We start from the raw sequence: 24,142 nt of genomic DNA, 5'->3' as shown, positions 1-24,142 counted from the left end.
GCGCCCTCCCCGGCAGAGCGTCCGGCCCGGCAGGCCGACGGGACTACTCGGACCTGCCGGCGCCCTCCACGGCCGGGCCCGCGGACGGTGCCGGTCCGGCATGGCCCGTCGCACCGGGGGCGCCCGCACCGGCGGCGGCGTGGTGCGACGGGGCGGCCATCCCGCACGGCGTACAGCCGGACGCCCGCTCCGGACGCAGCGGCACGCCGTTGTCGCGCAGTACGTCGCGGAGATCGAGGATGAGCGGGAACACCTCGTGGTTGTGGTCCTCGCCCTGCTCGTCCCAGGCGCGCTGCTCGGCCTCGACCGCCATCCGGTCCTGGGCGAAGACCCGCTCGGTGAAACGGCGGATGAGCGGCCAGGCGAGATGGAGCGCCCCGGGGACCGACGGCTTCGCGATCGTGAGCAGGCCGTAGGCGTGATTGACCCGCTGCTCCGCGTCCTCCGGGACGTAGGCGGCCCACAGCGAGAACACCGGAAGGTCGCTGCCCTCGGGGACGTCCCGCAGGGTCTGGTACGGGTACTCGGTGCGGATCGTGATGACATCGGGCCGGTCCTGGCCCCCGATCCCCTCCGCCGACAGCAGGCCCGCACCCCGGTCCTTGCGGCCTCCGGCGGGGACGAAGAGATAGCGGGCCTCCACGTGCCGTGGCCCGGCGTCGTACCCCAGCAGTTCCGGCCGGATCCGGCCGAGCACACTGCGGTGCAGGAACTGATGGTTCATGTCGAGCAGATTCTCGTGCATGAACGAGTAGTGGCAGCGCACGGTGCGGGAGAACGTCATGGTGCGGTGGGCCGCGGAGTGGTACTCGGGCAGGAACGGGAACGGCGCCTCCTCGGCGAGCGCCGGATCACCGGGGAACACGAAGACCAGGCCGTAGGCCTCGCGGACCGGATACGAGCGCACCCCGCGCGGCGGCCGCTCGCAGCCCTTGGGCAGGTAGGGGATCTGCGAGATGCGTCCGTCGCCCCGGTACGCCCACGCGTGGTAGCAGCAGCGCAGGATGTCACCCTCGACCACGCCCATGCTCAGTGGTACCTGACGGTGCGCGCAGCGGTCCTCCAGCGCGTGGACGACACCGCTGCGCCCCCGGTACAGCACGATCCGCTCACCGGCGAAGACGGCCGCGAACGTCCGGTTGCGCCGCACCTGCCGCGAGGTCGCCACCGGATACCAGTGGTCGGGGGAGATGCCGACACGGCGGAGGTCGGAGACCGCTGCGGGCCGGGCCGCCGGACGGCTGTCCGAGTGGTGCGGCACCGAAGCCCCCGGGCGGGAGGCGGAAGGGCGGTCCGGTCCGGGGCGGTCGTGCCGGGCCTCGGTCATGTGCGGTGCTCCCTTGCACTCGGGGCGCGAGTTCGCGTCGTGCGGCAGCGGGGAGACCGCGCGGCGCGCTCACGTTCCGCGACCCCTCCGCGTCGCCACCCCGTCCAGGGAACTCACCCCGCGGCAGTAGGCGGTTCAGCCCCGCCGTGACGAGGCTCCACCTGACCACCGTCACCGCGTGCGCGACGGCCGTCAACCGCGGGGGTGCGTTGGTGTTACGCCCGCGGCGCTCGGACGGCGGGGACGCGCAACGCGAGCAGGGCGATGTCGTCGACGGCATCGGGACCGGCGATCCGGTCCGTGATCTCGTTCAGCAGCGTGTCCAGGGGACGGCCGGCGTGGGCGGCCAGCATGCGGCCGGCCGCGTCGATGGCCAGGTCCATGTCCTCGTCGGGGCGTTCGACCAGGCCGTCGGTGTAGAACATGAGCAGGCTGCCGGGTGGCAGGAGCAGCCGGTGCTCGCTGCGGGGCGGCGCGTCCAGGCCGGTGAAGAGCATGATGTCGTGCAGGGTCAGCCGAAGGATCGCGCCATCGGGCAGGACGACGAGCGGGGGCGGGTGTCCGGCGTTGGTCCAGGTCAGCTCCCAGCTGCCCGCCTCGGCCGACCGGCAGGGGCGGAGGTGGGCGTGGATGAGGGTGCCGCTCGCGTCGAGACCCAGGGCGGCGTTGGCGTGTTCCAGCGCGCTGACCGCCTGTGCGGGCCCGCCGCCCGCGTGGTCGAGGTCGGCCTGGCGGAGCATGCTGCGTACCTGACCCATCTGGGCGGCCGCCCGCATGTCGTGGCCGGTGATGTCACCGATGGACAGGACCAGCACGGCCGGTTCGGCGGAGTCCTCCCCGCCCCGGGCCGCGTCGGGCAGCAGGAAGGCGTCGTACCAGTCGCCCCCGACCAGATCCGTGCGCGCGGCCGCCCGGTACAGCGCGGCCAGGTCCAGACGCGGCACCGAGGGCACATCGGTGAGCAGGGCCTTCTGCATCTCCCGGGCCACGTCGATGCGGCTGTCCACGAACAGCGCCCGTTCCACGGCCCGCGCGGTGTACCCGGCCAACGAGGAGAGCACCGCCTGTTCCACGATGTCGATCTCGTGCGGGTGGTCCCAGCCCAGTACCAGCGTGCCGAGCGGGAGAACCGTACCCGGCAGCGGCACGCACACCGCGGTCCGCAGCCCCAGAGCCGTGAACGTCGCGACCGCCTCCGGCGCGTATTCGCGCTCCAACTGCGCCGTGTCCGTGACGGTGATCATCCGGTTCTCCCGGGCCGCCCGCGCGGTCGGCCAGGCGGCATCGAGCGTGTACGTCTCGTACGTGCGCTCCATCGACGTGCTGCCCAGCACGTCGACCATGCGCCGCAGCCGCTTCGTGGTGCTTCCCTCCACCAGCACCAGCCCTACGTACACGGGTTTGAGGTCGCTGCTGACCAGGTCCCGCACCTGCTCGCGGACGTCGGCCAGGCCGGTGGTGTCGGCCAGCGCGTCCGCGGCCCGCAGCAGCAGCCGGGAACGCTCCAGCGCGGCGCGGTGCCGCCTGGTCGCGTCGTCCGCCTCGGCCCGCGCCCTGGCCTCGTCGGCGCGGGCCTGCTCACGGTGGCGCGAGACGATCCGCAGCCGCAGCTCCGCGCTGCACGCCGCCGCCAGGTCCTGGAGGAGTTCCAGTTCCCGCGCGGTCCACTTCCGCGGACGGGTGTCGATCGCGCACAGCGAGCCCAGTACATGCCCGGCCCCGTCGGTCAGCGGCATCCCCGCGTAGCCGATGACCCCGAGATCGGGGACGGCCGGGCTCGCGCAGGTCAGGGGATCCTGGCGGACGTCGGTCAGGACCAGCGGCCGGCCGGTGGTCACCACGTGCCGGCACAGCGCATGGGACAAGGGTGTCTGGCGGGTGTCCGACCAGGGCTCGGAGAGCCCCACCATGCCCGGCAGCACCTGCCGCGAGGACTCCACCAGGGACACCAGCGCGATGGGCACACCGATCACGCCGGCCACGAGCCGGGCGAACCGGTCCATTCCCGCGTCCGCCGCAGCCGACAGCCCGGTCTCCCGCAGAGCAGCCAGCCGCCCCCCGGTCACGACCCCAGACGGCTCTCCCGCCGTTGCCACAGTTCGCTCCCGAAGCTTTCTCGCAGACGTCAAGACGATCGACTGACGGCAACGATGGATCTCCCGCTCCCGATACGTGCCCTTCCCCCGGCCGGGAAGGGCAACCGTCGCCAGGACCTGTCCAGTATCGCCGTTCAGGAAGCCGGGCGGAGGCAGACTCCGTGAGCGGTCCGGGCGCGCCCGTCTCCCGGAACGGCCCTGGTACGAGGACGCCGTCCGGGTCGGGAGCGAGATCCAGGCGTCGGTGGAGGCCGTCCGCGGGGGCGGGGGAGGGGGCGATCGATGTCAGTCGTTCGGGTCAGCCCTCGGCGCCGGTTCCGGCCGTGGGCGGCGTCACCGGCCGGCGGCGCCGCACGGCACCCACGACGAGGTCGGCGACCAGGAATACGGCGAGGGGTACGCCGAAGAGAGGGAGCGCCCAGCCGAGCGCGATGACGGCCACGACGCCGGCCGCCAGGGCCCCGTACGGAATTGCGCGCCAGGCGCCGCGGGCCGGCGGGGTGCCGAACAGGGCACGGTGGCCGTCGCGGACGGGACGGCGCTGCCACCACATGCGGTAGCCCCAGACGATCATGCAGGTCAGGCCGATGGCCAGCACCGCCAGCAGGACCTGGTTGACGAGGCCGAACAGGGTGCCCATGTGGGCGCCGATGCCCCAACGCGTCAGCTTGGCCAGGACAGGCCAGTCGGCGAAGTCCACCCGGTCGACCACCTTCTCGCGCGAGGCGTCGACGGCGACGCTGTCGCGTCCGACCGGCCAGAGATTGCGGGTCTGCGACACGGTCCAGGCGGTGGTGTGGTCCTGCGGCACGCCGATGGCCACGGGGCCCGACAGACCGTCGCGCCGCGCCGCGGCAAGAACCCCGTCGATCGCCTTCGGGTCCACACCCTGCGTGGAGTGCGAGCCCCTCCCGCCACCATGGTGGTGGCCGCCCTGCTCGTCGGCGGACGCGCCCGGCAGGGCGGTGGACACACCGGGCGTGCCGGAACGCAGCGCGTCCAGGGCCTCACCGAAGTGGGTCCCCGCGAAACGGGACCAGGTCAGGCCGGTCGCGGAGAGGGCCAGCAGACCGACGGCGAGCCACACACCCGTCGCCGCGTGCCAGCTACGGGTGCGGCGCACGCCCTTCTTGGCGGCGAGGTCGGGCAGCAGCAGACGTCGCGCGGTCCGGTTGCGGCGCTGTCGGCGCCACCAGAGGACCAGGCCGCCGAGGACGAGGACCCACAGCCAGCTCGCCGCGATCTCCGAGTAGTACCGGCCGGTCGTGCCCAGGTGCAGGTTGCGGTGCAGGTCGTCCAGCCATGTCTTCAGGGGCGTGGATCCGTACCAGGTGGTCAGCTGTCCGGTGACCTTGCCGGTGTACGGGTCGACGTAGACGGTGTGCGCCCGCTCGCCGAGTTCGGGCAGCGCGAAGTCCACCTGCGTCGTCTCCTCCCCGGTTCCCGGGCGGACGGCGACGAGCGTGCCCTTCGGGTGACTGACCCGCGCGGCGTCCACCTGCTCGGCCAGGGGCCGGGAGGTGTCGGCCGTGTGCGCGACGGTGAGCTCCTTGTCGTAGACGAACGAGTCCAGTTGAGGGGTGAAGGTGTAGAGGAGACCGGTCACCGCCGCGACGAGGAGGAACGGTGCCACCAGGACTCCGGCGTAGAAATGCAGTCGCGCCATCAACGGCCCGAAGCCCGAGGGCTGTCGCGCCGGTCTCGACACAACGGCCGCGGTGTCCACGCTCTCGGGTATGTCGGTGACCTCCTCGCTCGGGGCGGGCAGGTCGGGGGCATCGGAGTTGACGGACAAAATCCCACCTCGTTCTGTGTCGACCACGCGCGACGCCGCTCCTCGGTCCGAGACGCCTGGCGCCCGGCAGACGACCGAGCCGCGGCGTCCCTCCAGCGGCCTGTCGTGGCCGTGTGATGAAGCAGTCGGACGGGTGAGCCCTCCAGTTCCCGTGACGATCCGGAATGTGCGCGAGAAATACCCGGACAGCGCGGGCCCCTCCGTCACGCTTCACGGCCAGCCGGTTCCTCCGTGTCACATTGCCCCGATATGGGTTTATCGTTCCGTCGGCAGGGGACGGGAAGAGCAGTGCTTCGGATAAAAGGCACGTCCGTGAGAGCGCGCGCTCCAGCGCACGGCTGTGTCTTGAACTCGCGTGCGCCCCCACGGTGTTTCTGTCCGGTCAGCGGCCCTCGAGGGAGCTGTCAGCACATGACCTGCACTGTGACCACGCAACGTCGTCGGCACGACGACGCCCCCGAAACCGACGCGGCCTTCTCGCACCTCTCGGGACTCCCCGACGGGCGCGAGCGACAGGCCCTGCGCGACGAGATCGTCGAAGCCTGGATGCCGATGGCGGAGCGTATCGCCGGCAAGTACCGCGGCAGGGGCGAATCCGTCGAGGATCTGACCCAGGTCGCCGCTCTGGGCCTGGTGAAGTCCGTGGACCGGTACGACCCCGGGCGGGGCAACGCCTTCGAGAGCTATGCGGTCCCGACCATCGTCGGTGAGATCAAGCGCCACTTCCGCGACCACATGTGGGCCGTGCACGTGCCACGCCGGGTCCAGGAGGCGCGCAACAAGGTCCGAGGGGCCGTGAAGGACCTGGCACCGACGAACTCGGACCGACAGCCCGGCGTTGCCGAGATAGCCGAGTACGCGCAGCTGAGCGAGGACGACGTACGTGCGGGCCTGGAGGCCCTGGACAGTTTCGCGACCCTGTCGCTGGACGCCCGGCTCACCGACGGCGACCACGGATACTCCCTGGCGGACGCGCTGGGGGAACCCGACACCGGGTTCGACCTCGTCGTGGACCGAGAGGCCCTGAAACCCGCCCTGGCCAGGCTGCCCGAGCGCGAGCGGACGATCCTCTACCTGCGGTTCTTCCGTGACATGACGCAGACCTGCATCGCCGAGCGGCTGGGCGTCTCGCAGATGCACGTCTCGCGCCTGCTCAGCAGCTGCTGCGCCTCCCTGCGCGAGGAGGTGCTCGCGGACGCGTCCGGAGCCGGAGATTCCCCCCGCCCGTGAACCGTCGCCCACAGGCGTCCTGACGAACCATCACCACTGGGGCGGTACGACTTCCGCCACTGAACGGGAGGCTAGTGCCGCGACAGGCAACGTTCGCCCCGTCGCGACTCCCGGCACGCTCCCCCAAGCTCTTCGAGCAGGGGGGACCCCCACTCGCCGCACCGGCCGAAAGCCCAAGTACATCCAGTACGAGGACTTCCGGCCGGCACACCGAGAGCACGCTCCCCCAAGCTCTCGGCTTCGCTCGAGCAGGGGGGACCCCCATGACGCCGCTCCTTGACGGGCAAACATTGCCCGCCGCGGCACTAGGCCGCCGGCCACGCACCCACGGCCTGCCGGTAGGCCACGTGCCCGCCCAGCGCGCCGGTGACGGCGACCGCCGCCAGCCCGCCCAGCGACCACAGCCTCCCCCTCGCCGTGCGGCGGCGGAGCCGTGCCGTCAGGGACGCGGTGAAGAGGACCACCGTGGCCACGTTCGCGACGGCGTGGACCAGTCCGACGCGCGCCTGCTCGGGCGGCAGGTCGGCCCAGTCGACCCAGCCGCTGATCGCCGCCGGGGCGACCCCGGCCAGTCCGACGGCAGTCAGGGTCGTCGCGGCGCGCTGCCCCGCCGGCATGACGTCCATGACGGCGGCCGACAGCCAGCAGCCGATCGGGACCTGCACCAGAACGGGATGCACGGGATGGCCCAGTGGCCTGCCGTGCAGCAGATCGCGGGCCGCGCCCAGCGGCAGCGAGCGGATTCCCCGCTGCAACTTCTGGATCACGGGGTCCGCCGCCTCCGACCGCTCGATGCGGGCCAGCCCGGCCAGCCAGCGCGCCGAGACGCCGTCCGACGCCAGAATCGTCCGAGTATCCAGGGAAGTGACCGGATCGTATGCGTTCATACCGAACGACTACCCGGCGCGAGGGCACTCTCCCATCCGCCGCGCGTGTGGCGTGGGGTGTTTCCGAGTGGTGCTGCGGTCGGGAAGGGCCGGCAGGCCGAAGGTGCGCCGCGGCGGCGACGCACCTCCGGCTCCACGCGCTCATACCTCGGTCTGTCAGCAGTAAAGGTTGGCTCCCGGCGTGACACCGAGGATCGATGTGAAGCGCTGGTAGGCGTCGACGCGGCTCTGGACCTGTGCGGGGTTCTTGCCGTCGCACTCCAGCGAGCCGTTGATGCTGCGGATGGTCTGGCCGAAGCCGGCGCTGTTGACCATCGCGTTGTGGGGGGTCATGGTGCCGGGGCCCGACTGCGTGTTCCAGTACCAGAGGCCGGTCTTCCAGGCGACGGCGGCGTCGGTCTGGACGAGGTTGGGGTTGCCCAGCAGGTCGATGCCGAGCGCGTCACCCGCGGCCTTGTAGTTGAAGTTCCAGCTGAGCTGGATCGGCCCGCGCCCGTAGTACGCCGACTGACCGGCCGGGCAGCCGTAGGGCTGGCTCCAGTCGCAGTAGTGCGAGTAGTTGGCGGTGTTCTGCTCCACCACGTAGACCAGACCGCCGGTCTCGTGGTTCACGTTGGCCAGGAACGCCGCGGCTTCCTGCTTCTTGACGGTGTCACTGCCGCTGTTGGCGAAGCCGGGGAACGAACTCAGGGCGGCTTTGAGGCCGTTGTAGGTGTAGAAGGAATTCCGGCTCGGGAACATCTGGTTGAACTGCGCCTCGCTCACGACGAAGCCGTCGGAGGGATTGGTCGAGCCGCCGTCACAGGCGTACGGCTCCCAGAACCAGGTGCTGATGACGGGGTCGTACCCCGGGTTGTCGTGCTCCGCGATGTAGGTCTTGCCGTCGGTGTACCGGACGATGTTGCCGGTGACGTAGGACCTGCCGGCGACCCAGTCCGGGTAGCTCGAACAGGACCCGCCGGACGGGTTCGTCGGGCCGCTGTCGCAGGCGTAGGGGTCCCAGTACCAGGTGCTGATGGTGGGGTCGTACCCCGGGTTGTCGTGTTCGGCGATGTAGGTCTTGCCGTCGGTGTACCGGACGATGTTGCCGGTGGCGTAGGACGTGCCGGCGGCCCAACTCGGGTAGCTCGCACAGGAGGCGGCGGAGGCGCTCGTGGCCGGCAGCAGCAGCGGTGCGGTGGTTCCGATCAGGAGCGCGGCCAGGACGGCAGGCATGCGGCGTTGTGACACGGGATCAGTCCTTCGTGGAGCAAGGCCGCGACGCGGACAGGGCGGAGCCATGGGCGCACGCCGACGAGAGCCGACGCCGCGCGGTCCGGGGCGACCGTGGTGGGGGGTGTGGAGCCACACTCAACCGCTTTGGTCTGTACCAGTCAAGGTATGGACCAATGGGCCCGATGTGATTGGCGAAAAACCGCCGTGCAACCGGAAGTCGGCCAACTGCCCTGAGGGTCGCGGTGGTTGGCCCCGGCGGTGGATATGACCCCTGACGTCCGGCGGTTCCCGCCCAGGGGAATCACTCGACCCGGCCTGTGCCCGTTCTCGCCCCGCCTCCACGGCTGGCCGAGCCGCACGGAGTGCCGGCGGCGCGACCACCGGGAACGGTGCTTCCGCCGGGTCCGCCGCCTACTGGTCCCGCGGAGACCGCGTCACCCTAGGGGGAGGGGTTCGACGGGAGCGGTGGCACGGAGTGCGGCGCTCTGGAGTGCCGTGATGCGCTCGATGACGAGTCCCAGCAGCACGGCCGCCGCGATCATGAGGGACTCGGCCGTCACGAGCAGGGCCATCGACCCCGGCGCCACCTGGGTCGCCGTCGTGACCGTCAGCCCGTGCACGATCCAGGCGGCCCACCACAGAGTCACCAGCCGGACGTCTCGCTTCTCCTCCCAGGCCGGGGAACTCGCGCGCCCGATGTCGAGGACCGACTGGCGCGGTGCGAAGAGGTTGACCACCGGGACGAACCAGGCGCCGATCGTCCAGCCCGCGGTCGGGACCGGGCTCGAAGGGGACAGTGACTCGGCGTTGCGCCGGGCCCGGGCGAGCCACACGAGGAACAGCACGATCGCGAGGGTCATCAGGTAGACGAAGATCTCGGAGACGGAGCCCGACTCCGAAGACGCATCCGACGGGTGCAGGCGGTGCTCCCGGAGCGCCACCGCCCGGAACACGTCCGCCACGGCGGCGACCCCGATCGCCGTCTGCGCACAGCGGGCAAGCGTCCGGGGAGCCTTGAGGGCGGTACTCGTCATGTCTGTGCGGCCTGTCTCGAAGGTGAGTGCGCTGGTGCAGCGGTCGCTGGAGCGAAGTGATCATAGAGTCTGATCGCCGCACGCGCGTGCGATTTTCGAGTGCTGGGCCCAGGGTTGCGTCCCCGGCGGGCGTCGGCCGTTCACCGGCCGACGACGGCTGCCGGAACGCCGGCGGGTTCACCCTGGCCGGCGCGAGAAACCTCGGACGCTCAGGCGCTCGGTCGGAGCGGGGCGGGCTGTGCGGTGAAGGCGCGTTCCAGGAGGGCGTAGAGGGTGTCCCGCTCCTCCTGGCTGAGCCTGTTCAGACCGGCGCGCGTGGTGTCCATCTTCGCGCGGATCACATCGATGACGCGTTCGCCCTCGGCGGTGAGGACGACGTTCTTGACGCGCCGGTCGGTGGGGCTGGGCTCGCGCCGTACCAGACCGCGCTTCTCCAGTCGGTCGATGATCCCCGTCATGTTGGAGGCGTCGCAGGTCAGGATGGTGGCGAGGGCGCGCATCGCGGCCGGGCCCCGGCGCAGCACGTTGAGCGTCTTGCCCTGGCTGGCGGTGAGGTTCTCGCTCGCCGCGGCCACCGTGAAGTCGCCGTAGTAGGCCCCGAGCGACACCGACAGGAGCTCCATGAGCTGGTCCGTGTCCACACCGCTGGTTCCTGTCATGTGGGTCACCTTACGCCAGGAAGTTTGACCATCTCAAATATTGACGGCTACGGTCAGCTATTGCTTGAAGTTCTCAAGCATCGAGGTTGTTAAGTAGTTAGGGCAGACTTTCCGTGTCTCACACACAGCAAGCGGCGCCGTCGAGGTCCTCCGGGCACACCGGGATCGTCCTGGTCCTCGGGCTCGCCGCCATGGTCGTCTCGATGATGCAGACCCTGGTCGTCCCGATCCTGGGGATGATCCAGAACGACCTGAACGCCGGCACGGCGAGCGTCAGCTGGGTGACCACCGCCACACTGCTGTCCGCCGCCGTGTTCACCCCGCTCCTCGGCCGCTTCGGTGACCAGCACGGCAAGAAGCCCACGCTCGTCGGTGTGCTGGTCGTGATGATCGCCGGGTCGGTGCTCGCCGCCACGACGACCTCGCTGACCTGGCTGATCGTCGGGCGGGTGATGCAGGGGGCAGCCACCGCGATCTTCCCGCTCGCCCTCTCCGTACTGCGTGAGGAGATCGCGCCGGAGAAGCTGCACGGAGCGATGGCCCTGGTCAGCGGCACGCTCGCGTTCGGCAGCGGACTCGCTCTGGTCGGCGCGGGCCTCCTCACCCAGGGTTCCCACCCCGACTACCACCGCCCCTTCTGGCTGGCGGTCGTCCTCGCCGTGGTGGCGCTGGTGGGCGTGCTGTTCATGGTGCCCGCTTCCCGGACCAAGACGGGTGGACGGACGGACTGGCTGGGCGCGCTGACCCTCGGCATGCTGCTGGTGCTCCTCCTGCTGCCCATCTCGCAGGGGCACGAGTGGGGCTGGACGTCCGGCCGGACGCTCGGCACGTTCGCCGCGGCGGTCGTCATGGCGGGTGTGTGGGTGTTCACCGAGAACCGGGTCAAGGAACCGATGGTGGACATGAAGATGTTCGTCCACCGGCCCGTTCTCTTCACCAACCTGGCGGGGCTGCTGCTGGGATTCGCGATGTTCACCCAGTTCATCGGCGTCTCGTACCTCGTGCAGATGCCCGATGACCTGGTCGGTTACGGCTTCGGCGCCTCGGTGCTCGCCGCGTCCGTCGTCTATCTGCTGCCGACCACGCTCGTCTCCCTGGTCGGCGCCCAGTTCGGCGGGGTGCTGGTGCGCAGGCTCGGCGCCCGCGTCACGCTGGCCGCCGGGGCCTGCTTCGGAGTGCTCGGCTTCACCTGGCTGACCGCCGCGCACGACACCAGCGCCTCGGTCATCGGCGCGGGCATGCTCATCGGTCTGGCGATCAGCTTCGGTTACGCCTCCATGCCCGCCCTCATCGTCGCCGGCGTCCCGGCCCACCAGACCGGCATCGCCAACGGCATCAACTCCATCTCCCGCTCCGTCGGCAGCGCCGTCGCGAGCGCGGTGATCACATCGCTCCTGGCGTCGAAGTCCGTACCGCTGCCGGCCGGCATGCCCGTCCTGCCCCAGGAGAGCCAGTTCACGCTGAGCTTCGCCATCGCCGGAGGGGCGTTCGTCCTGGTCGTCGTCGTCGCCCTCGTCGGCCTCAAGGCGGCACACGCGCCGCGCACACCCGTGGTGCGCAAGCCCGTCACCCCCGAGACCCCGGAGCTCGCGGCGGCCGGGGCCGAGGCCACGTCCGTGTGACCGGCCCCTCGCCGCTCAACGCCCCGCGCGTATCAGCCGGTTCGGACACGGTCGCGACCGTGCCGTCGGCTGCTCGGCGGAACCGAACTTCCCCTCGTAGAAAGGCACCCCAGCGATGATGTCCTCGGACAGCCGCGAACGCGGGGCGACTCCGGTCGACCACCGCGCCGCGATCACGACGGAGACCGCCCGATTCGTCACGGCGCTCAAGAACGCCGATCCGGCCGCAGAGGTGCCGAGTTGCCCCGGCTGGACGCTGGCGGACCTGGTCCGGCACACCGGCAGCGTGCAGCGCTGGTTCTCGGCTCTCCTGCACGCCCGCGTCCAGGAGCCCCCGCGAAGTCGCGACGTGGACCTGCGACTTCCCGACCAATGGGACGGCTACGCCGACTGGCTGGCCGAGAGCGCGACGGTGGCCGCGGAGGCCTTCGCGGCCACCGACCCGGACCTTCCCATGTGGGCATGGGGCGTGGATCAGCACGCCCGCTTCTGGGCGCGCCGGATGCTCTTCGAGACCCTGATGCACCGGGTCGACGCCGAACTGACGCTCGGCCTGCCGCCCACGATCGACCGCCCGTCGGCGGTCGACGGCATCGACGAATTCCTCGTCAACCTGCCGTTCGCCGCTTCCTTCGCACCCACGGTCGCCAACCTGCGCGGTCCCGACAGGACCATCCGCTTCCAGGCGACCGACGGTGACGACGACTGGCTGGTGCGCCTGCGGTCCGACGGCTTCGGGCTCGACGCGTCCGGGGCGGCAGCCGGATCCGCCGACGCGACCGTTCGGGGAACCGCGGCCGACCTGCTGCTCCTCGTCTACGGCCGCCTCCCCCATGAAGCGGAGGTCATCACATACGACGGGGACGAGGGCCTGCTGACCCTCTGGTTCGACAACTCGGCCTTCTGAAAGGCCGGTTGGGGCGGGCGGCCGGTGAAACCGGCTCCGGGTACGGAAGCGATCCACTCGTTTCGGGGCGGTCCGTACAACCAAAACCGTGACCGTCATGTCGTACATGGCAGGGAATCGAGAGCCCCAACCACAAGGGGGAACCATGCGTACGAGACGATCCATGGCGGTGCTGGCCGCCCTGACGATGGCCGGGGTGGGTGCGGTCGTGGCCGCGCCCACGCCGGCGGGCGCGGCCACGGCGGCGGTCGCGTGTCCGACCGGCTGGGGCAGCCTTCCGAAGACCGCGGCGGACGCCGACAACGGGTCGCTGACCGACATCAGGACCGGTCAGCACGACTGCTACGACCGCATGGTCTTCGACGTACCCACCGCCGGCACCACGCCGATCGGGTACACCGTGCACTACGTCGACGCCTTCATCCAGGACCCGTCCGGCATTCGCATTCCGGTCTCCGGCGGGGCGATCCTCGAGATCCTGGTGTCCGCACCCTCGTACGACCCGGAGACCGGCACCGCGACCTACCCCGGCCGAGGCGGCCAGCCCCTTCCGGGCGTCGACCTGACCGGCTACCGAACCTTCCGGGACGCGAAGTTCGGAGCCAGCTTCGAGGGAGTCACACAGGTGGGACTCGGCGTTCGCGCCCGGCTGCCGTTCCGGGTGACGCAGCTCTCCGACCGCCTGGTGATCGACGTCGCGCACACCTGGTGAGGAATCGTCGCCGGCCGCGTCCGGGCCGGTGACGAGACGCGAGTGGGGCGTGGGCGTCCGGCAGCACCGGCGCCCGACGGCCCGCTCGCGTCCGACTCGTTCGATGCCGGCCCGGCCCCATGCCGGGCGTCGTCGACGCGCCGTGTCAGGACAGGGCGAGGACGCAGAACTCGTGGCCCTCGGGGTCGGTGAGGCACGTCCACGGCACGTCGCCCTGGCCGATGTCGAGATCGGTGGCACCGAGGGCCCGCAGCCGCGCCACCTCGGCGTCCTTGTCGTCGCCGGGGTACGGCAACAGGTCGATGTGGACGCGGTCCGGCACGGTCTTCTCGCCGGGCGTGCGGAGGAACTCCAGGTACGGGCCGACATCCTTGGCGGACCGCAGCCTCGCGTGATCGTCGGTCACCTCGTGCAGGGTCCAGTCGGTCGCCTCACCCCAGAACCTGGCCATGGCCCGCGGATCCACGCAGTCGACCACCAGTGTGGCGATCGGCCCGGTGTCCCGGTAGACCTCCCGGGGCTCCAGCACGCAGAACTCGTTGCCTTCCGGATCGGCGAGGACCGTCCACGGTACGTCGCCCTGGCCCACGTCGACGGGCGTCGCGCCGAGCGTCCGCAGGCGGTCGACCAGTTCCGCCTGATGGGCGGCGGAGGTGGTGGCGAGATCGAGGTGCACACGGTTCTTCGTCGCCGTCTTGGGCTCCGGCACCGGAACGACGTCGATGCCGAGGACGACCGGGTCCGGCCAGACCGGACCGCCGGGAGGCCCGACGTAGGTGGTCACGCCAGGGCTGTACGCACTCCAGCCGAGCGCCTCCGCCCAGAACCGGCCGACCGTCGAGCTGTCGACGGCCTTGATATTCACGTGAACAGGTCGCAGTGCCATGCCGGTGATCCTATGCACGTACGCCGCGACGCCCCATGCACGTACGCCGCGACGCCCCATGCACGTACGCCGCGACGTCCAGCACCGGCGCCGAACCGGGACCGACTCGCCCGCCGACCGAGCGTCCCGCGCACCGAGCGCTCCGTCTCCTGCGCCGACCGACGCATGAGGCAGAGTGGGGATCACGAAATCTCTCGCCGCGGCCGGCCTGCTGCTGGTGGACGGGTGGAGCGAGCCCGAAGGACTCGTCCCCGCCATCGTCACTGGTCAGGCACCGAGCTGTCCGCCCGAGGAAGGCCGCGTCGAAGCGATGCTGGACATCCTCGACCCGCTCCTGCACGAGAAGGCGAACGCCGACTGGTACCGGCTGTCGGTCGAAGCAGGACTCTTCACCAGGGGCGGGCTATCGCCGGCCGGTGCCCGGCATGCGGATGACCGCCGTTCCTCCGTCCAGATCCACCGTCGTCCGGTTCGGCGGCGCCCCGTCCTCCTCGTCGTCGCGCAGCAGCAGGGCCGACTGGCGTTCCTTCAGCTCGGTCTGCTTGCCCGGCGACAGGCTCGCGTGCAACTGCTCGAACCCGGTAGCCGATATCTGACCCTGGCGTGCGGCATTGCGCCACGGCAGCAGTCCGGCCTTGCTCGCGCGCAGCAGAAGCTGATCGACGAACGACAGAGCGGTCAGCAGGATGACCAGTCCGGGCAAGGTCATGAAGACGAGGAATGCCATGCCCCGAGTATTCCCTTGGTACCCGGCGGTGTCACCGCCGGGCTGGGGGCCGGCCCACCCGGTCGGTCTCGCCGTCCCAGGCCGAGCACAGCATCATCAAGCCGAGCAGGTCAGGACGTGGTGAGAGGGAGGACGGGTGGGTCGGCAGGAAAGGTACCGCAAGGTGCTCAGACCGCTACTGCGGGCGGGGATCGAGGTGATACCGGACGCGGCTTGCGGGCGTGTACGCCGTACGCGACTCCGCTCAATCGGCGGGCGTCCTGCGGGAGTTGCAGTGGCTCGCCGGGGAGGACGTCGACAAGGACCCGCAGTTCCGGCGGGACGTCGTCAACTGGCTGGAGCGCAGGCGGCGGGGTCAGTCGGCAGGGCTGGGACACGGTCGCAAAGGCGGCCCGCGTCGCGTGCGGGGCAGGCCTGGGAGAGTGTCAGGTCCATCATGCCTGCTCGGGGGCCGTTCGCGGTAGGACGGAGCGCACGTCCGTTCGGTCTTGGCACAGGCACCGGGCTGCCCGCAGACTCGTCGTCATCCACTCACCGGCATGCGTGCCGGCGCCCATATCGGGCTGCCGGCGCGTTCGTTGTGCTGCCTCGTCGTGTGCCGGGGCGGGCCGGGAGTGGTGGAGCGAGGGGGATTGATGGATCAGGACATGGTTATGCGGGCGAGGGTCATGTTGCTGAGCGCCAACACGCGGGTGGTGCGAGGGGTCGCAGGGCTGTGGATCTACCGGACCCTGACACCGGTCGAGCCGGAGGTGTACGGGTCGAAGCTGGCGTACGTGCTGGTGGAGGCCTGCGCCTCGCCGTTGGTGCGGGACCTGCCTGAGCGGCGGATGGCCCTGCTGGACGAGGCGGTGGAGGTGGCGACGGCCCTGAGCCCCGCGAATCCGTTCCGGGACAAGGTGCTGGCAAAGGCGCTGACCACCAGGCGGCGCGAAGTCGAGGGGCCTTCGGCGTCATAGCGGGGTCAACCGAGGATCTGGACGGTCAAGTTCCTTAAGTTGTCGGCTGGTTGGAGCCGTGCTGCCGCCCCGGAACGCGCGTCCGGGGCGGCAGCACAGGTCGGCTTTCGGGGCGGGAGCTCTGTGATCCCGGACCCGTCCGTCGACGTTCCCGGACCCGTCCGCCGACGCGACCCGCCGGCGAAGGACGTACCCGGGTCGAGCTCTCCCGCTGACGCGCTAGTGCTCTGACCGGGAAGGTTCGCCGGGTTGCCGTTCGCGGTGCGGGACTTGCGCGCGGTTGGATGTATGCCGACATCCACTCTGGTGCGTGGAGGCGCGGTGGCAGAGCCGGTCAAGGTCCGCAGACTGACCGGCCAGGAAGGGCAGAGGCTTCAGCAGATCGTGCGCCGGGGCAGCACCAGTACGGTGCGCTACCGGCGCGCGATGATGATTCTGGCCTCGGCCGGGGGTAACCGGGTTCTGGTGATCGCCCAGCTGGTGCAGGCCGACGAGGACACCGTCCGCGACGTGATCCACCTGTTCAACAAGATCGGCCTGGCCTGCCTGGGCCCTCAGTGGGCGGGAGGCCGTCCCCGCCTGCTCAGCCCTGACGACGAGGACTTCGTCATCCAGACGGCCACCACCCACCCTGCGAACTCGACCAGCCCTTTACCCGCTGGTCCATCCGCAAACTCGCCGCCTATCTGCGCAAAGTCCACGGCAGGGTGATCCGCATCGGTCGTGAGACTCTGCGAATGCTACTGGCCCGCCACGGGGTCACCTTCCCGTGCACCAAGACGTGGAAGGAGTCGACCGACCCCGCCCACGACGCCAAGCTCGACCGCATTGAGCAAGTCCTGGAGCACTTCCCGGACCGCACATTCGCCTTGGACGAGTTCGGCCCGCTGGGCATCCGGCCCAGCAGGATCCTGCTGGGCCCAACGCGGCCGGCCCGACCGGCTGCTGGCGACCTACCACCGCACCCACGGTGTCACCTATTTCCACGGCTGCTACTCCGTCGGTGACGACACCCTGTGGGGCGTCAACCGCCGCCGCAAAGGCACGGCCAGCACCCTCACGGCCCTGAAGTCGACCCGGGCCACCCGCCCCGACGGCGCCCCGATCTACATCATCCTGGACAACCTCTCCGCCCACATGGGCAACAAGATCCGCCGCCGGGCGAAGAAGAACAAGGTCGAGCTGTGCTTCACCCCGACCAACGCCTCCTGGGCCAACCCGATCGAGGCGCACTTCGGGCCGCTGCGGCAGTTCACCCCTGCCGACTCCCACCACCCCAACCACACCGTCCAGACCCGCGAGCTGCACCGATATACCTGCGCTGGCGCAACGCCAACGCTCGCCACCCCAACGTCCTCGCTGCCCAGTGCCGCGAGCGTGTCCGCATCCGCAGCGAGAAGGGCATCTGCTGGGGCGGACGCCCCCTCACCACCGCAGCCCGACTTCTCCCGGCACTGCGGTCACAACGCCGGACAGCCGGGCCGTCGATCACTTGACATGTACGGCGATGATCCGTGCGCACTCCATCGACTCGGCATGCGCGGTGTCCACCTCCAGGTCATAGGCCACGCCCTGGTGGACCACATCCGCCTGGGACGCGGCCATCCCGGTGATTCGATCGCCTCGTGCGACCTCACGGCCTGCGGCAACCGCACCGTCACACCTGACGCCGACCCACAGCACCCGCAGTTCACCCAAAGCCTTCTGCCATCGCTGCTGTGAGTCCGCTCCACCGAGGAAGACCTCATCGATGATGACCCGGGCACCCGCACGGGCCATCGCGGCGACCCCTTCGATCCATGCCGCTTCCAGCGTTCGGAACTCCGGCCCGACGATCACCTCTCCGTCCGGAGCGAACTCGATCCCGCCATCCGACGCCTGCATCGACGCCGGCATCGCCTCAACCAGCGTGTCTGTCCCGAAGGCCAGCCACGGATCCGGGAGGACTGCCTGCAGACACCGAACGATCCCGGACTTCCCCGAGCTGGAACCACCGTTGAGAACGATCACCTGAGTCATCACCGCGCCACAGTAGAAGCACTGCAGCAACCCCCGAAACGGATTTCCGCGAACGCTGCCGCCTTCTACAACCCGGTGAACCTTCCCGGTCGGGTCTGCCGCACGATCGGGTGACATTGACCTGCCCCAGGTCCTGGGTTCCAGTTCTGGTGGCTGACTGACAGTCCTTCACGGAAGGCTGGCAGTCATGCCTCGCCCTTATCCTCCGGAGTTCCGGGCACGTGCCCTCGCGCTTGAAGCGCTTTACCGTGGCTTCGCCGTCCAGCATCGCGGCGACGATGTCGCCGTTCTCGGCGACCGGCTGGCGGCGGACCGGCTCACACGGTGAGGTGCTGCTTGGTGCCGGAGCCGTCGGCAGTCGCCTCGGGGGTGATGCCGTGCTGCTCTTCTTCGGGGCGGCCCTTCTTGGGCAGCAGGAAGGTGATCGCGAGGAAGACCACCAGCAGGCACGCCTGGACGATCAGCGCGCGGTGGAAGCCGCCGGTGAAGTCACCGGTCTTGGCCTGGGCGAAGAACACCGAGCCGAAGACCGCGACGCCGATGGAACCGCCGACCGCCTGGACCGCCGACAGGACACCGGAGGCGGATCCGATCTCGTCGTCGTCGACCGCGGCCAGGATGAAGCTGAACAGGGCGGCGATCACCATGCCGGCGCCAGCGCCCGCCACCGCCACGCCGGGAACGATGTCCCAGATCGAGAACGAGGCGGCATCGAGGCCGTCGAGCTCGAACCACAGCACGGCCGCGCCGGCCAGCTGGACCAGCGGTCCGATCTGCAGCACCTTGCGGCCGATCTTGTCCGCGAGGAAGGCGCCGCTGACCGCGCCGCCGATCGCGGTTCCCACCGCGAGGGGCAGGTTGCCCAGTCCCGCGTCACCGGCGGTGAAGTGCCGGCCGATCTGGAGGAACAGGGTCAGTACGAGCTGGGTGCCGATGAGCCCGCCGAAGAACAGGGCGATGCCGCCGAGCCCGACGGTGAAGGCCGGCTTGCGCAGCAGGCCCGGGGTCACCAGCGGCTCGCGGCCCGCGGCGGCCATGCGGCGCTGCTGGAGGGCGAAGAGGGCGAAACCGATCACCGAGGCGGCCATGGACAGCCACGTCCACAGTGGCCAGCCGTCCTCCTGCCCCTGGTTCAGCGGCAGCACCAGCAGGGCGCAGGAGATCACGACCAGGGCGGCGCCGGTCATGTCGCCCCGTACCGTGCGGTCGCCCGCTTTCTTGGGCACGAACTTCGCGGCGACGATCAGTGCCGCGATGCCGATGGGCAGGTTGATCAGGAATACCGACCGCCAGCCCAGGCCGAAGAAGTCGCCCTCGATGAGGAAGCCGCCCAGGACGGGGCCGATGATGCCGCCCAGACCGAGGACGGGTCCGAAGATCGCGAAGACCTTGGTGAGTTCGGGGCCGGAGAAGTTCTCCCGCAGCAGGCCCAGGCCCTGGGGCAGCAGCATCGCTCCGGCGGTGCCTTGCAGCAGGCGGAAGGCGATCAGCGACTCGATGTTCGGCGCGATCGCGCACAGCAGGGAGCACGCGGTGAAAGCCGCAAGGCCGATCAGGAACATCCGGCGTCGGCCGTAGCGGTCGCCGAGTCGGCCGCCGAGCACGAGCCCGGCGCCCAGGGTGAGGGCGTAGCCGCCGATCACCCATTGCAGTCCGACGGAACCGGCACCGAGGGACTTCTCCAGGTCCGGTCCGGCGACGTTGACGATCGAGGCGTCCAGGAGATCCATGATCTCCGCGACGATCATCACCACCAGGATCAGCCATCGCCACCGGTAGGGCTCGGTCGTCTCGTCAGGGGTGGGGAACGGGTCACGCACGCCAGATACCTCCATGGTAAAGTAATTCCATCATGAAGGTAAAGTGGTGACGGTAGGTTGTCAAAGCGAGGTGCGTGGACCGCGTGGCAGGAGAGAAGGGTGGAGGCGTGGAGGAAGCAGTGCGTGACGGTGTCGCGGAGCAGCGTGAGCGGCTGATGGAGTCGCTGAGGATCTACGGCGGCCACTACGCCGAGCTCAGCCGGCGCTTCGCCGCCTGGCTGGGCCTGTACTCCACGGATGCGACCGCAGTCCTGGAGATCGCCGCCGCCGAGGAGCGCGGTACCCCCCTGTCACCGGCGCGGCTGAGCGAGCGGATCTCCCTGTCCACGGGCGCCACCACCGCGCTGCTGAACCGTCTCGAAGCGGCAGGGCACATCACGCGGGCCCGCGAGCACTCCGACCGGCGCATCGTCACGCTGCGCAGCGGCGGGCACATCCAGGAACGGGCGGACGAGTTCTTCGGCCCGCTCGCCCACCGCCTCGACGCCGCGATGTCGCACTACCCGCCCCAGTTCCTGGAACAGGTCGAAGCGTTCATGGCCGACCTGAACACCACCATGGACAGCCACCTCATGGAACAGGACGCGGTGACACCGCGCTCTCTTCGCACCCCTGATGGACGAACTCCCTGACCGGCTTGCTCCCGCCGCCCAGCCGGCTTCCCCTCACCCGCTCGTACTCTTCGCCCGCGTCCCGCCCTGTGCACCTAGGGCGTGTATCGGAAGCGGATCACGCGCATAGGGTGTCGGCATGTCCCTGAGCCACATAGCCCTCTCGTCCGGTCGTTCGATCGAGCTCACAGAACTGCGGATGTCTACGACCTATGGGGGGATGCTGGAGGGCTATCCGTGCCAGCGCATCAACGACATGAAGGTCAGCGGCCTCCTGCGACAGGCCGAGCATGCGTTCTCCTTCGCGCCGGTTCATCTCGTTCCGCCCTCCCGCGAGTACCCGGACCAGACCGCCGGCGCCTTCGGCCCCGTTGAGGTTCTGCCTTCCGTGGCTTGCGTCGGTGTTTTCGGCTCGACAACGGTCGACCCTGAACTCGACGCAGTGCTGCACCGCTCCGTTCTCGTCGTGGCTTGGTTCCAGGCCACCCCGGATGTCCCCTCGGGTGAGAACGCTGATCTTGCTCTTCGTAGCATTCGCTGGGACGAACTGGCCCAGGACTACGAGCTCTAGGGACACGTGCTGATCACAGCCACTCGTTGATGGCCGCTACGAGGACAGTGGCCTCATAGCGGACCGCGAGCTTGTCGTAGCGGGTGGCCACGGCCCGATGACGCTTGAGTCGGTTGATCCCGCACTCGACCGCATGGCGCTCGCGGTAGTCGACCGCGTCAAAACGTGGCGGCCGGCCGCCACGTGGGCCGAGCTTCTGGCGGTTGCGCGCTTGGTCGGCCTTGTCTGGGATGGTGCAGCGGATCCCCCGGCGGCGCAGGTAGACGCGGTTCTTCCGGGAGGCGTACGCCTGTCCGCCCGGACTCGGTTGGGGCGGACGCGTGGCCGGCCCGGCCCGATGCGGGGCACGCAGACCTTCTCCAGCACGGGTTCGAACTGCGGTGAGTCGCCTCGCTGCCCCGCCGTGAGCACGATCGACATGGGCTTCTGGCCCTGCTCGACGGCCAGGTGCAGCTTGGTGGTGAACCCGCCGCGCGAGCGTCCAAGCGCGTGATCACCAGGTTCCGCGAAGACCCCGCCTGGTGGTTCCTTCTGCAGGTCACCCTGCTTGGGGGCCCCGGCCGCGTGCTGATGAGCGCGGCACACCGTGGAGTCGACGCTCAGGTCCCACGTGATCGCACCCTTCGCGTCGGCCGGAGACTGAAGCCGCGTGAGGATCCTGTGCCAGATGCCATCCCGCTGCCACCGGCGGAACAAGTCATAGATCCGGCCCCACGGTCCGTACTCGACGGGCACGTCCCGCCACGGAACACCGGTACGAACCCGGAAACGTATGCCGTCGATCAGCCGCCGCCGAGGCCAGACGGGCGGCCGCCCTGTCTTCGTTCCCTTCGGCAACAACGGCTCCAGCACCGCCCACTGTTCATCCGTGAGATCTCCCCGCCCCATGAACCGTGATCATCCAACGCTCAAGATCCACTTTCGAAACACGGCCTAGCGGGCTGGGTCGGTGTCGTAGTCGTTCCGGGCCTGTTCGACCTTGTCCAGGTTGGCGGCGGCCCATCCGGCGAGCTGGGCGAAGAGCGGGGCCAGGCTGCGGCCCAGCTCGGTGATGTCGTACTCGACCCGAGGAGGAACTTCCGGGTGGTACGTACGGACGACCATGCCGTCGCGTTCCAGCTGCCGCAGCCGCTGGGTCAGCACCTTCGGCGTGATCGTGCCGATCCGTCGTTCCAGCTCGACGAAACGCAGTCGGCCGTGCGAGTTGAGCGTCCACAGGATCGGTGTGGTCCACCGGCTGAACACGATGTCCACAACCGCACTGGTCGGACAGGCGAGTTGAGGGTCGGCCGCATCGGCTGCCACCCAGTCCGTGTTGCCTGCCATGAGCACCCTTAGGGATAGTCACTTTCCTCTAGGTACCTACTATATCCACGGTGTTAGCGTCCCCGTGTCGCCCGGAGAACAGCTCTCCGCGACGGTCCCGCCCACTCGGGCGCGACAACCATGCTGAATCGACACGGGAGTTGTTCATGCTCGTAGTGACGGGGGCAACCGGCAACGTCGGCCGATCGCTCGTCCAGGCCCTCGCGGCAACCGGTGTGCGGGTGACCGCGACATCCCGGGGGATCTCGGACGCGGACGTGCCGGAGGGCGTCGGGTACGCGCGGGCCGACCTGGCCGATCCTGAGAGCCTGCGGTCCGTGTTCGACGGAGCCGACGCGCTCTTCCTGCAGAACGGGGGGCCCGGCGCGCACCTGCTGAGCCCACGGGACATCCTCGACGTGGCCAAGGCCGGCGGGGTCGGGCGAGTCGTCCTGCTGTCCTCCCAGGGAGTCGCGACCCGACCCGGGTCGGCCTCGCACGGGGAGACGGGGCGCTCCATCGAGGACGCCGTCCGGGAATCAGGATTGGCCTGGACGATCCTGCGGCCCGGAGGCTTCGACTCCAACGCGTACGCGTGGGCCGAGTCGGTCCGCGCCCAAAGGGCCGTCGCGGCTCCGTTCGCCGACATCGGCCTGCCGACGGTCGACCCGGACGACATCGCCGAGGTCGCCGCCGTCACCCTGCGCGAGGACGGCCACGCCGGACGGATCTACGAACTGACCGGGCCCGCTCTCAACACTCCCCGCCGGCAGGCCGAGGCGATCGCCGACGCGCTCGGCGAACCCGTCCGGTTCATCGAACTGTCCCGCGACGAGGCCCGCGCGCAGATGCTCCGGTTCATGCCCGAGCCCGTGGTCGAGACCACGCTGGCCATCCTCGGTGAGCCCACCCCGGCCGAACTGCGCATCAGCCCCGACGTCGAGCGGATCCTCGGCCGCGCACCGGGCGCCTTCGCCGACTGGGCTCGCCGCCACATCGCCGCTTTCCGGTGAGAGCGCTGAGGCCGGCTGCGCTTCGGGCATGACCGAGGGCTTCGGGGCAGCCCCGGCCCTCGCTGACGGCGACCGCGGCTCTGCCTCGCCGGGTCGGTCCGCGCTTCAGAGGCCGCGTGCGTCGGCCAGGATCGCGGCCTGCTCCAGCATGCGGGTCGGCTCGCGGCCGTTGCCCCAGGCGTCGTTGAAGGACGGCACGGACTCCACGTGCGGGCCGAACTGTCTGCGGATCGCCTCCAGCAGCACGGCCATGGCCTGTGCCTCGACATGGCGGTCACCGCCCGACTCCCTGAGGATCGCGCCCAGCGAACACAGGCGACCGTCGTCGTCGGTCAGAGCTCCCGCGCACCAGCCGTCCGTCCGCAGCCGCAGCGAAGCGCGGTGCAGGAGGCCCGCGACGGGGGTGGCGTGCGGGGCGAGACCCGGGGGAGCGCTGGGGACAGGAGAGGTCGGGAGGGGTGCGGTGGGAGCCGATGGGGCTCCGATCCGGGACCAGTCGACCGGGGTCGTCTCGATGTGCGCGGTGTTGACCTCGTAGGCGACGGCCGCCTGTGCGAGACGGGCGTCCATCTCCGTTTTGACCGCGGCCAGGCGGGCCTCCAGACCGTCGCCGGGCTGCCGCTCGGGCACGGGCTGCGCGGCGACGGGCGGGGCGATGCCGACGGGTCCGGATGCGGCGGTTTGTTCGGCGGCGACGGTGCGCGTGGGGGACTGCATGAAAGATGGATTCCTGGCACGCCCCGAGTT

Annotated in this window: 22 protein-coding genes and 3 pseudogenes; 9 read left to right on the top strand and 16 right to left on the bottom strand. The window is 70.1% G+C overall.

Going from position 1 to position 24,142, the window contains the following annotated elements:
- Positions 1 to 43: 43 nt before the first annotated feature.
- The 3 genes from OG780_RS03245 to OG780_RS03235 form a co-directional block, all read right to left on the bottom strand.
- The gene (locus tag OG780_RS03245) at positions 44 to 1,327 is read right to left on the bottom strand and encodes an aromatic ring-hydroxylating dioxygenase subunit alpha (RefSeq protein WP_328444450.1); all 1,284 of its coding nucleotides are present in this window, start codon (positions 1,325 to 1,327) and stop codon (positions 44 to 46) included.
- A 215-nt stretch (positions 1,328 to 1,542) separates the two neighbouring features.
- A complete protein-coding gene (locus OG780_RS03240) occupies positions 1,543 to 3,393 on the bottom strand; it encodes a GAF domain-containing SpoIIE family protein phosphatase (protein ID WP_328444448.1) in 1,851 nt (616 codons plus the stop codon).
- Positions 3,394 to 3,721: 328 nt separating this feature from the next.
- Positions 3,722 to 5,218, bottom strand: a complete 1,497-nt coding sequence (locus OG780_RS03235) for a PepSY-associated TM helix domain-containing protein (protein ID WP_443062094.1) — start codon at positions 5,216 to 5,218, stop codon at positions 3,722 to 3,724.
- 411 nt (positions 5,219 to 5,629) lie between these two features.
- Between OG780_RS03235 and OG780_RS03230 the strand changes: the two genes are divergently transcribed.
- Positions 5,630 to 6,448 (top strand): RNA polymerase sigma factor SigF, encoded by an 819-nt coding sequence (locus OG780_RS03230; protein WP_328444446.1) that lies wholly within the window; start codon positions 5,630 to 5,632, stop codon positions 6,446 to 6,448.
- A 305-nt stretch (positions 6,449 to 6,753) separates the two neighbouring features.
- Here the strand turns inward: OG780_RS03230 and OG780_RS03225 are convergent, their stop codons facing one another.
- The 4 genes from OG780_RS03225 to OG780_RS03210 form a co-directional block, all read right to left on the bottom strand.
- Positions 6,754 to 7,335, bottom strand: a complete 582-nt coding sequence (locus OG780_RS03225; protein ID WP_328444444.1) for a DUF2231 domain-containing protein — start codon at positions 7,333 to 7,335, stop codon at positions 6,754 to 6,756.
- 156 nt (positions 7,336 to 7,491) lie between these two features.
- Complete coding sequence (locus OG780_RS03220) at positions 7,492 to 8,565, bottom strand: glycoside hydrolase family 19 protein (RefSeq protein WP_328444442.1); 1,074 nt, start codon at positions 8,563 to 8,565, stop codon at positions 7,492 to 7,494.
- Between the two features lie 419 nt (positions 8,566 to 8,984).
- Entirely contained in the window at positions 8,985 to 9,584 is a 600-nt protein-coding gene (locus OG780_RS03215) for a DUF4328 domain-containing protein (protein WP_328444440.1), read from the bottom strand.
- Positions 9,585 to 9,793: 209 nt separating this feature from the next.
- Complete coding sequence (locus OG780_RS03210) at positions 9,794 to 10,243, bottom strand: MarR family winged helix-turn-helix transcriptional regulator (RefSeq protein ID WP_328444438.1); 450 nt, start codon at positions 10,241 to 10,243, stop codon at positions 9,794 to 9,796.
- A 113-nt stretch (positions 10,244 to 10,356) separates the two neighbouring features.
- Here OG780_RS03210 and OG780_RS03205 point away from each other — a divergent pair, with 113 nt between their 5' ends.
- The 3 genes from OG780_RS03205 (at position 10,357) to OG780_RS03195 (ending at position 13,484) form a co-directional block, all read left to right on the top strand.
- Positions 10,357 to 11,865, top strand: a complete 1,509-nt coding sequence (locus OG780_RS03205) for an MFS transporter (RefSeq protein ID WP_328444436.1) — start codon at positions 10,357 to 10,359, stop codon at positions 11,863 to 11,865.
- 115 nt (positions 11,866 to 11,980) lie between these two features.
- Entirely contained in the window at positions 11,981 to 12,772 is a 792-nt protein-coding gene (locus OG780_RS03200) for a maleylpyruvate isomerase family mycothiol-dependent enzyme (protein ID WP_328444434.1), read from the top strand.
- Between the two features lie 145 nt (positions 12,773 to 12,917).
- Positions 12,918 to 13,484 carry an AMIN-like domain-containing (lipo)protein gene (locus OG780_RS03195; RefSeq protein WP_328444432.1) on the top strand — a complete coding sequence of 189 codons (567 nt, stop codon included), beginning with the start codon at positions 12,918 to 12,920 and terminating at the stop codon, positions 13,482 to 13,484.
- A gap of 145 nt (positions 13,485 to 13,629) precedes the next feature.
- On the opposite strand, the gene OG780_RS03190 is transcribed toward OG780_RS03195, so the two are convergent.
- Together OG780_RS03190 and OG780_RS03185 are read right to left on the bottom strand one after the other, a co-directional pair.
- Positions 13,630 to 14,370 (bottom strand): VOC family protein, encoded by a 741-nt coding sequence (locus tag OG780_RS03190; RefSeq protein ID WP_328444430.1) that lies wholly within the window; start codon positions 14,368 to 14,370, stop codon positions 13,630 to 13,632.
- Positions 14,371 to 14,773: 403 nt separating this feature from the next.
- The gene (locus OG780_RS03185) at positions 14,774 to 15,097 is read right to left on the bottom strand and encodes a DUF6191 domain-containing protein (RefSeq protein ID WP_326783598.1); all 324 of its coding nucleotides are present in this window, start codon (positions 15,095 to 15,097) and stop codon (positions 14,774 to 14,776) included.
- A 635-nt stretch (positions 15,098 to 15,732) separates the two neighbouring features.
- Between OG780_RS03185 and OG780_RS03180 the strand changes: the two genes are divergently transcribed.
- Together OG780_RS03180 and OG780_RS03175 are read left to right on the top strand one after the other, a co-directional pair.
- Positions 15,733 to 16,056 (top strand): hypothetical protein, encoded by a 324-nt coding sequence (locus tag OG780_RS03180; protein ID WP_328444425.1) that lies wholly within the window; start codon positions 15,733 to 15,735, stop codon positions 16,054 to 16,056.
- Between the two features lie 321 nt (positions 16,057 to 16,377).
- Positions 16,378 to 17,552 (top strand): annotated as a pseudogene (locus OG780_RS03175) (IS630 family transposase).
- Here OG780_RS03175 and cpt read toward each other — a convergent pair.
- The 3 genes and pseudogenes from cpt to OG780_RS03160 form a co-directional block, all read right to left on the bottom strand.
- Positions 17,545 to 18,075, bottom strand: a complete 531-nt coding sequence (cpt, locus tag OG780_RS03170) for a chloramphenicol phosphotransferase CPT (protein ID WP_328457851.1) — start codon at positions 18,073 to 18,075, stop codon at positions 17,545 to 17,547. The pseudogene OG780_RS03175 and the gene cpt sit on opposite strands and share 8 nt — an antisense overlap.
- Positions 17,957 to 18,388 (bottom strand): annotated as a pseudogene (locus OG780_RS03165) (LexA family protein); the annotation flags it as partial. The pseudogene OG780_RS03165 and the gene cpt, both read right to left, overlap by 119 nt.
- 4 nt (positions 18,389 to 18,392) lie before the next feature.
- The gene (locus OG780_RS03160) at positions 18,393 to 19,895 is read right to left on the bottom strand and encodes an MFS transporter (protein ID WP_443062093.1); all 1,503 of its coding nucleotides are present in this window, start codon (positions 19,893 to 19,895) and stop codon (positions 18,393 to 18,395) included.
- 155 nt (positions 19,896 to 20,050) lie between these two features.
- Between OG780_RS03160 and OG780_RS03155 the strand changes: the two genes are divergently transcribed.
- Both OG780_RS03155 and OG780_RS03150 read left to right on the top strand, forming a co-directional pair.
- Complete coding sequence (locus tag OG780_RS03155; RefSeq protein ID WP_443062295.1) at positions 20,051 to 20,527, top strand: MarR family winged helix-turn-helix transcriptional regulator; 477 nt, start codon at positions 20,051 to 20,053, stop codon at positions 20,525 to 20,527.
- 118 nt (positions 20,528 to 20,645) lie between these two features.
- Entirely contained in the window at positions 20,646 to 21,077 is a 432-nt protein-coding gene (locus OG780_RS03150) for a hypothetical protein (RefSeq protein WP_328444421.1), read from the top strand.
- A gap of 13 nt (positions 21,078 to 21,090) precedes the next feature.
- Here OG780_RS03150 and OG780_RS44540 read toward each other — a convergent pair whose 3' ends face one another.
- The 3 genes and pseudogenes from OG780_RS44540 to OG780_RS03140 form a co-directional block, all read right to left on the bottom strand.
- Complete coding sequence (locus OG780_RS44540; RefSeq protein WP_443062294.1) at positions 21,091 to 21,309, bottom strand: hypothetical protein; 219 nt, start codon at positions 21,307 to 21,309, stop codon at positions 21,091 to 21,093.
- Positions 21,297 to 21,965 (bottom strand): annotated as a pseudogene (locus tag OG780_RS03145) (IS5 family transposase); the annotation flags it as partial. The pseudogene OG780_RS03145 and the gene OG780_RS44540, both read right to left, overlap by 13 nt.
- Before the next feature lie 45 nt (positions 21,966 to 22,010).
- Positions 22,011 to 22,403 (bottom strand): winged helix-turn-helix transcriptional regulator, encoded by a 393-nt coding sequence (locus OG780_RS03140; RefSeq protein WP_328444417.1) that lies wholly within the window; start codon positions 22,401 to 22,403, stop codon positions 22,011 to 22,013.
- Positions 22,404 to 22,549: 146 nt separating this feature from the next.
- Between OG780_RS03140 and OG780_RS03135 the strand changes: the two genes are divergently transcribed.
- On the top strand, positions 22,550 to 23,395 hold the full coding sequence (locus OG780_RS03135; protein WP_328444415.1) for an NAD(P)H-binding protein: 846 nt from the start codon (positions 22,550 to 22,552) through the stop codon (positions 23,393 to 23,395).
- Positions 23,396 to 23,500: 105 nt separating this feature from the next.
- Here the strand turns inward: OG780_RS03135 and OG780_RS03130 are convergent, their stop codons facing one another.
- Positions 23,501 to 24,112, bottom strand: coding sequence for a DUF6197 family protein (locus tag OG780_RS03130; protein WP_328444412.1), 612 nt, complete (start codon positions 24,110 to 24,112; stop codon positions 23,501 to 23,503).
- Between the last annotated feature and the right edge of the window lie 30 nt (positions 24,113 to 24,142).

The sequence above is a fragment of the Streptomyces sp. NBC_00386 genome (assembly GCF_036063235.1).
In the GTDB taxonomy this organism is placed as follows: Bacteria; Actinomycetota; Actinomycetes; order Streptomycetales; family Streptomycetaceae; genus Streptomyces.
Note: the sequence above shows the minus strand (reverse complement) of the source record. Positions and strands in the feature narration are given on the sequence as shown.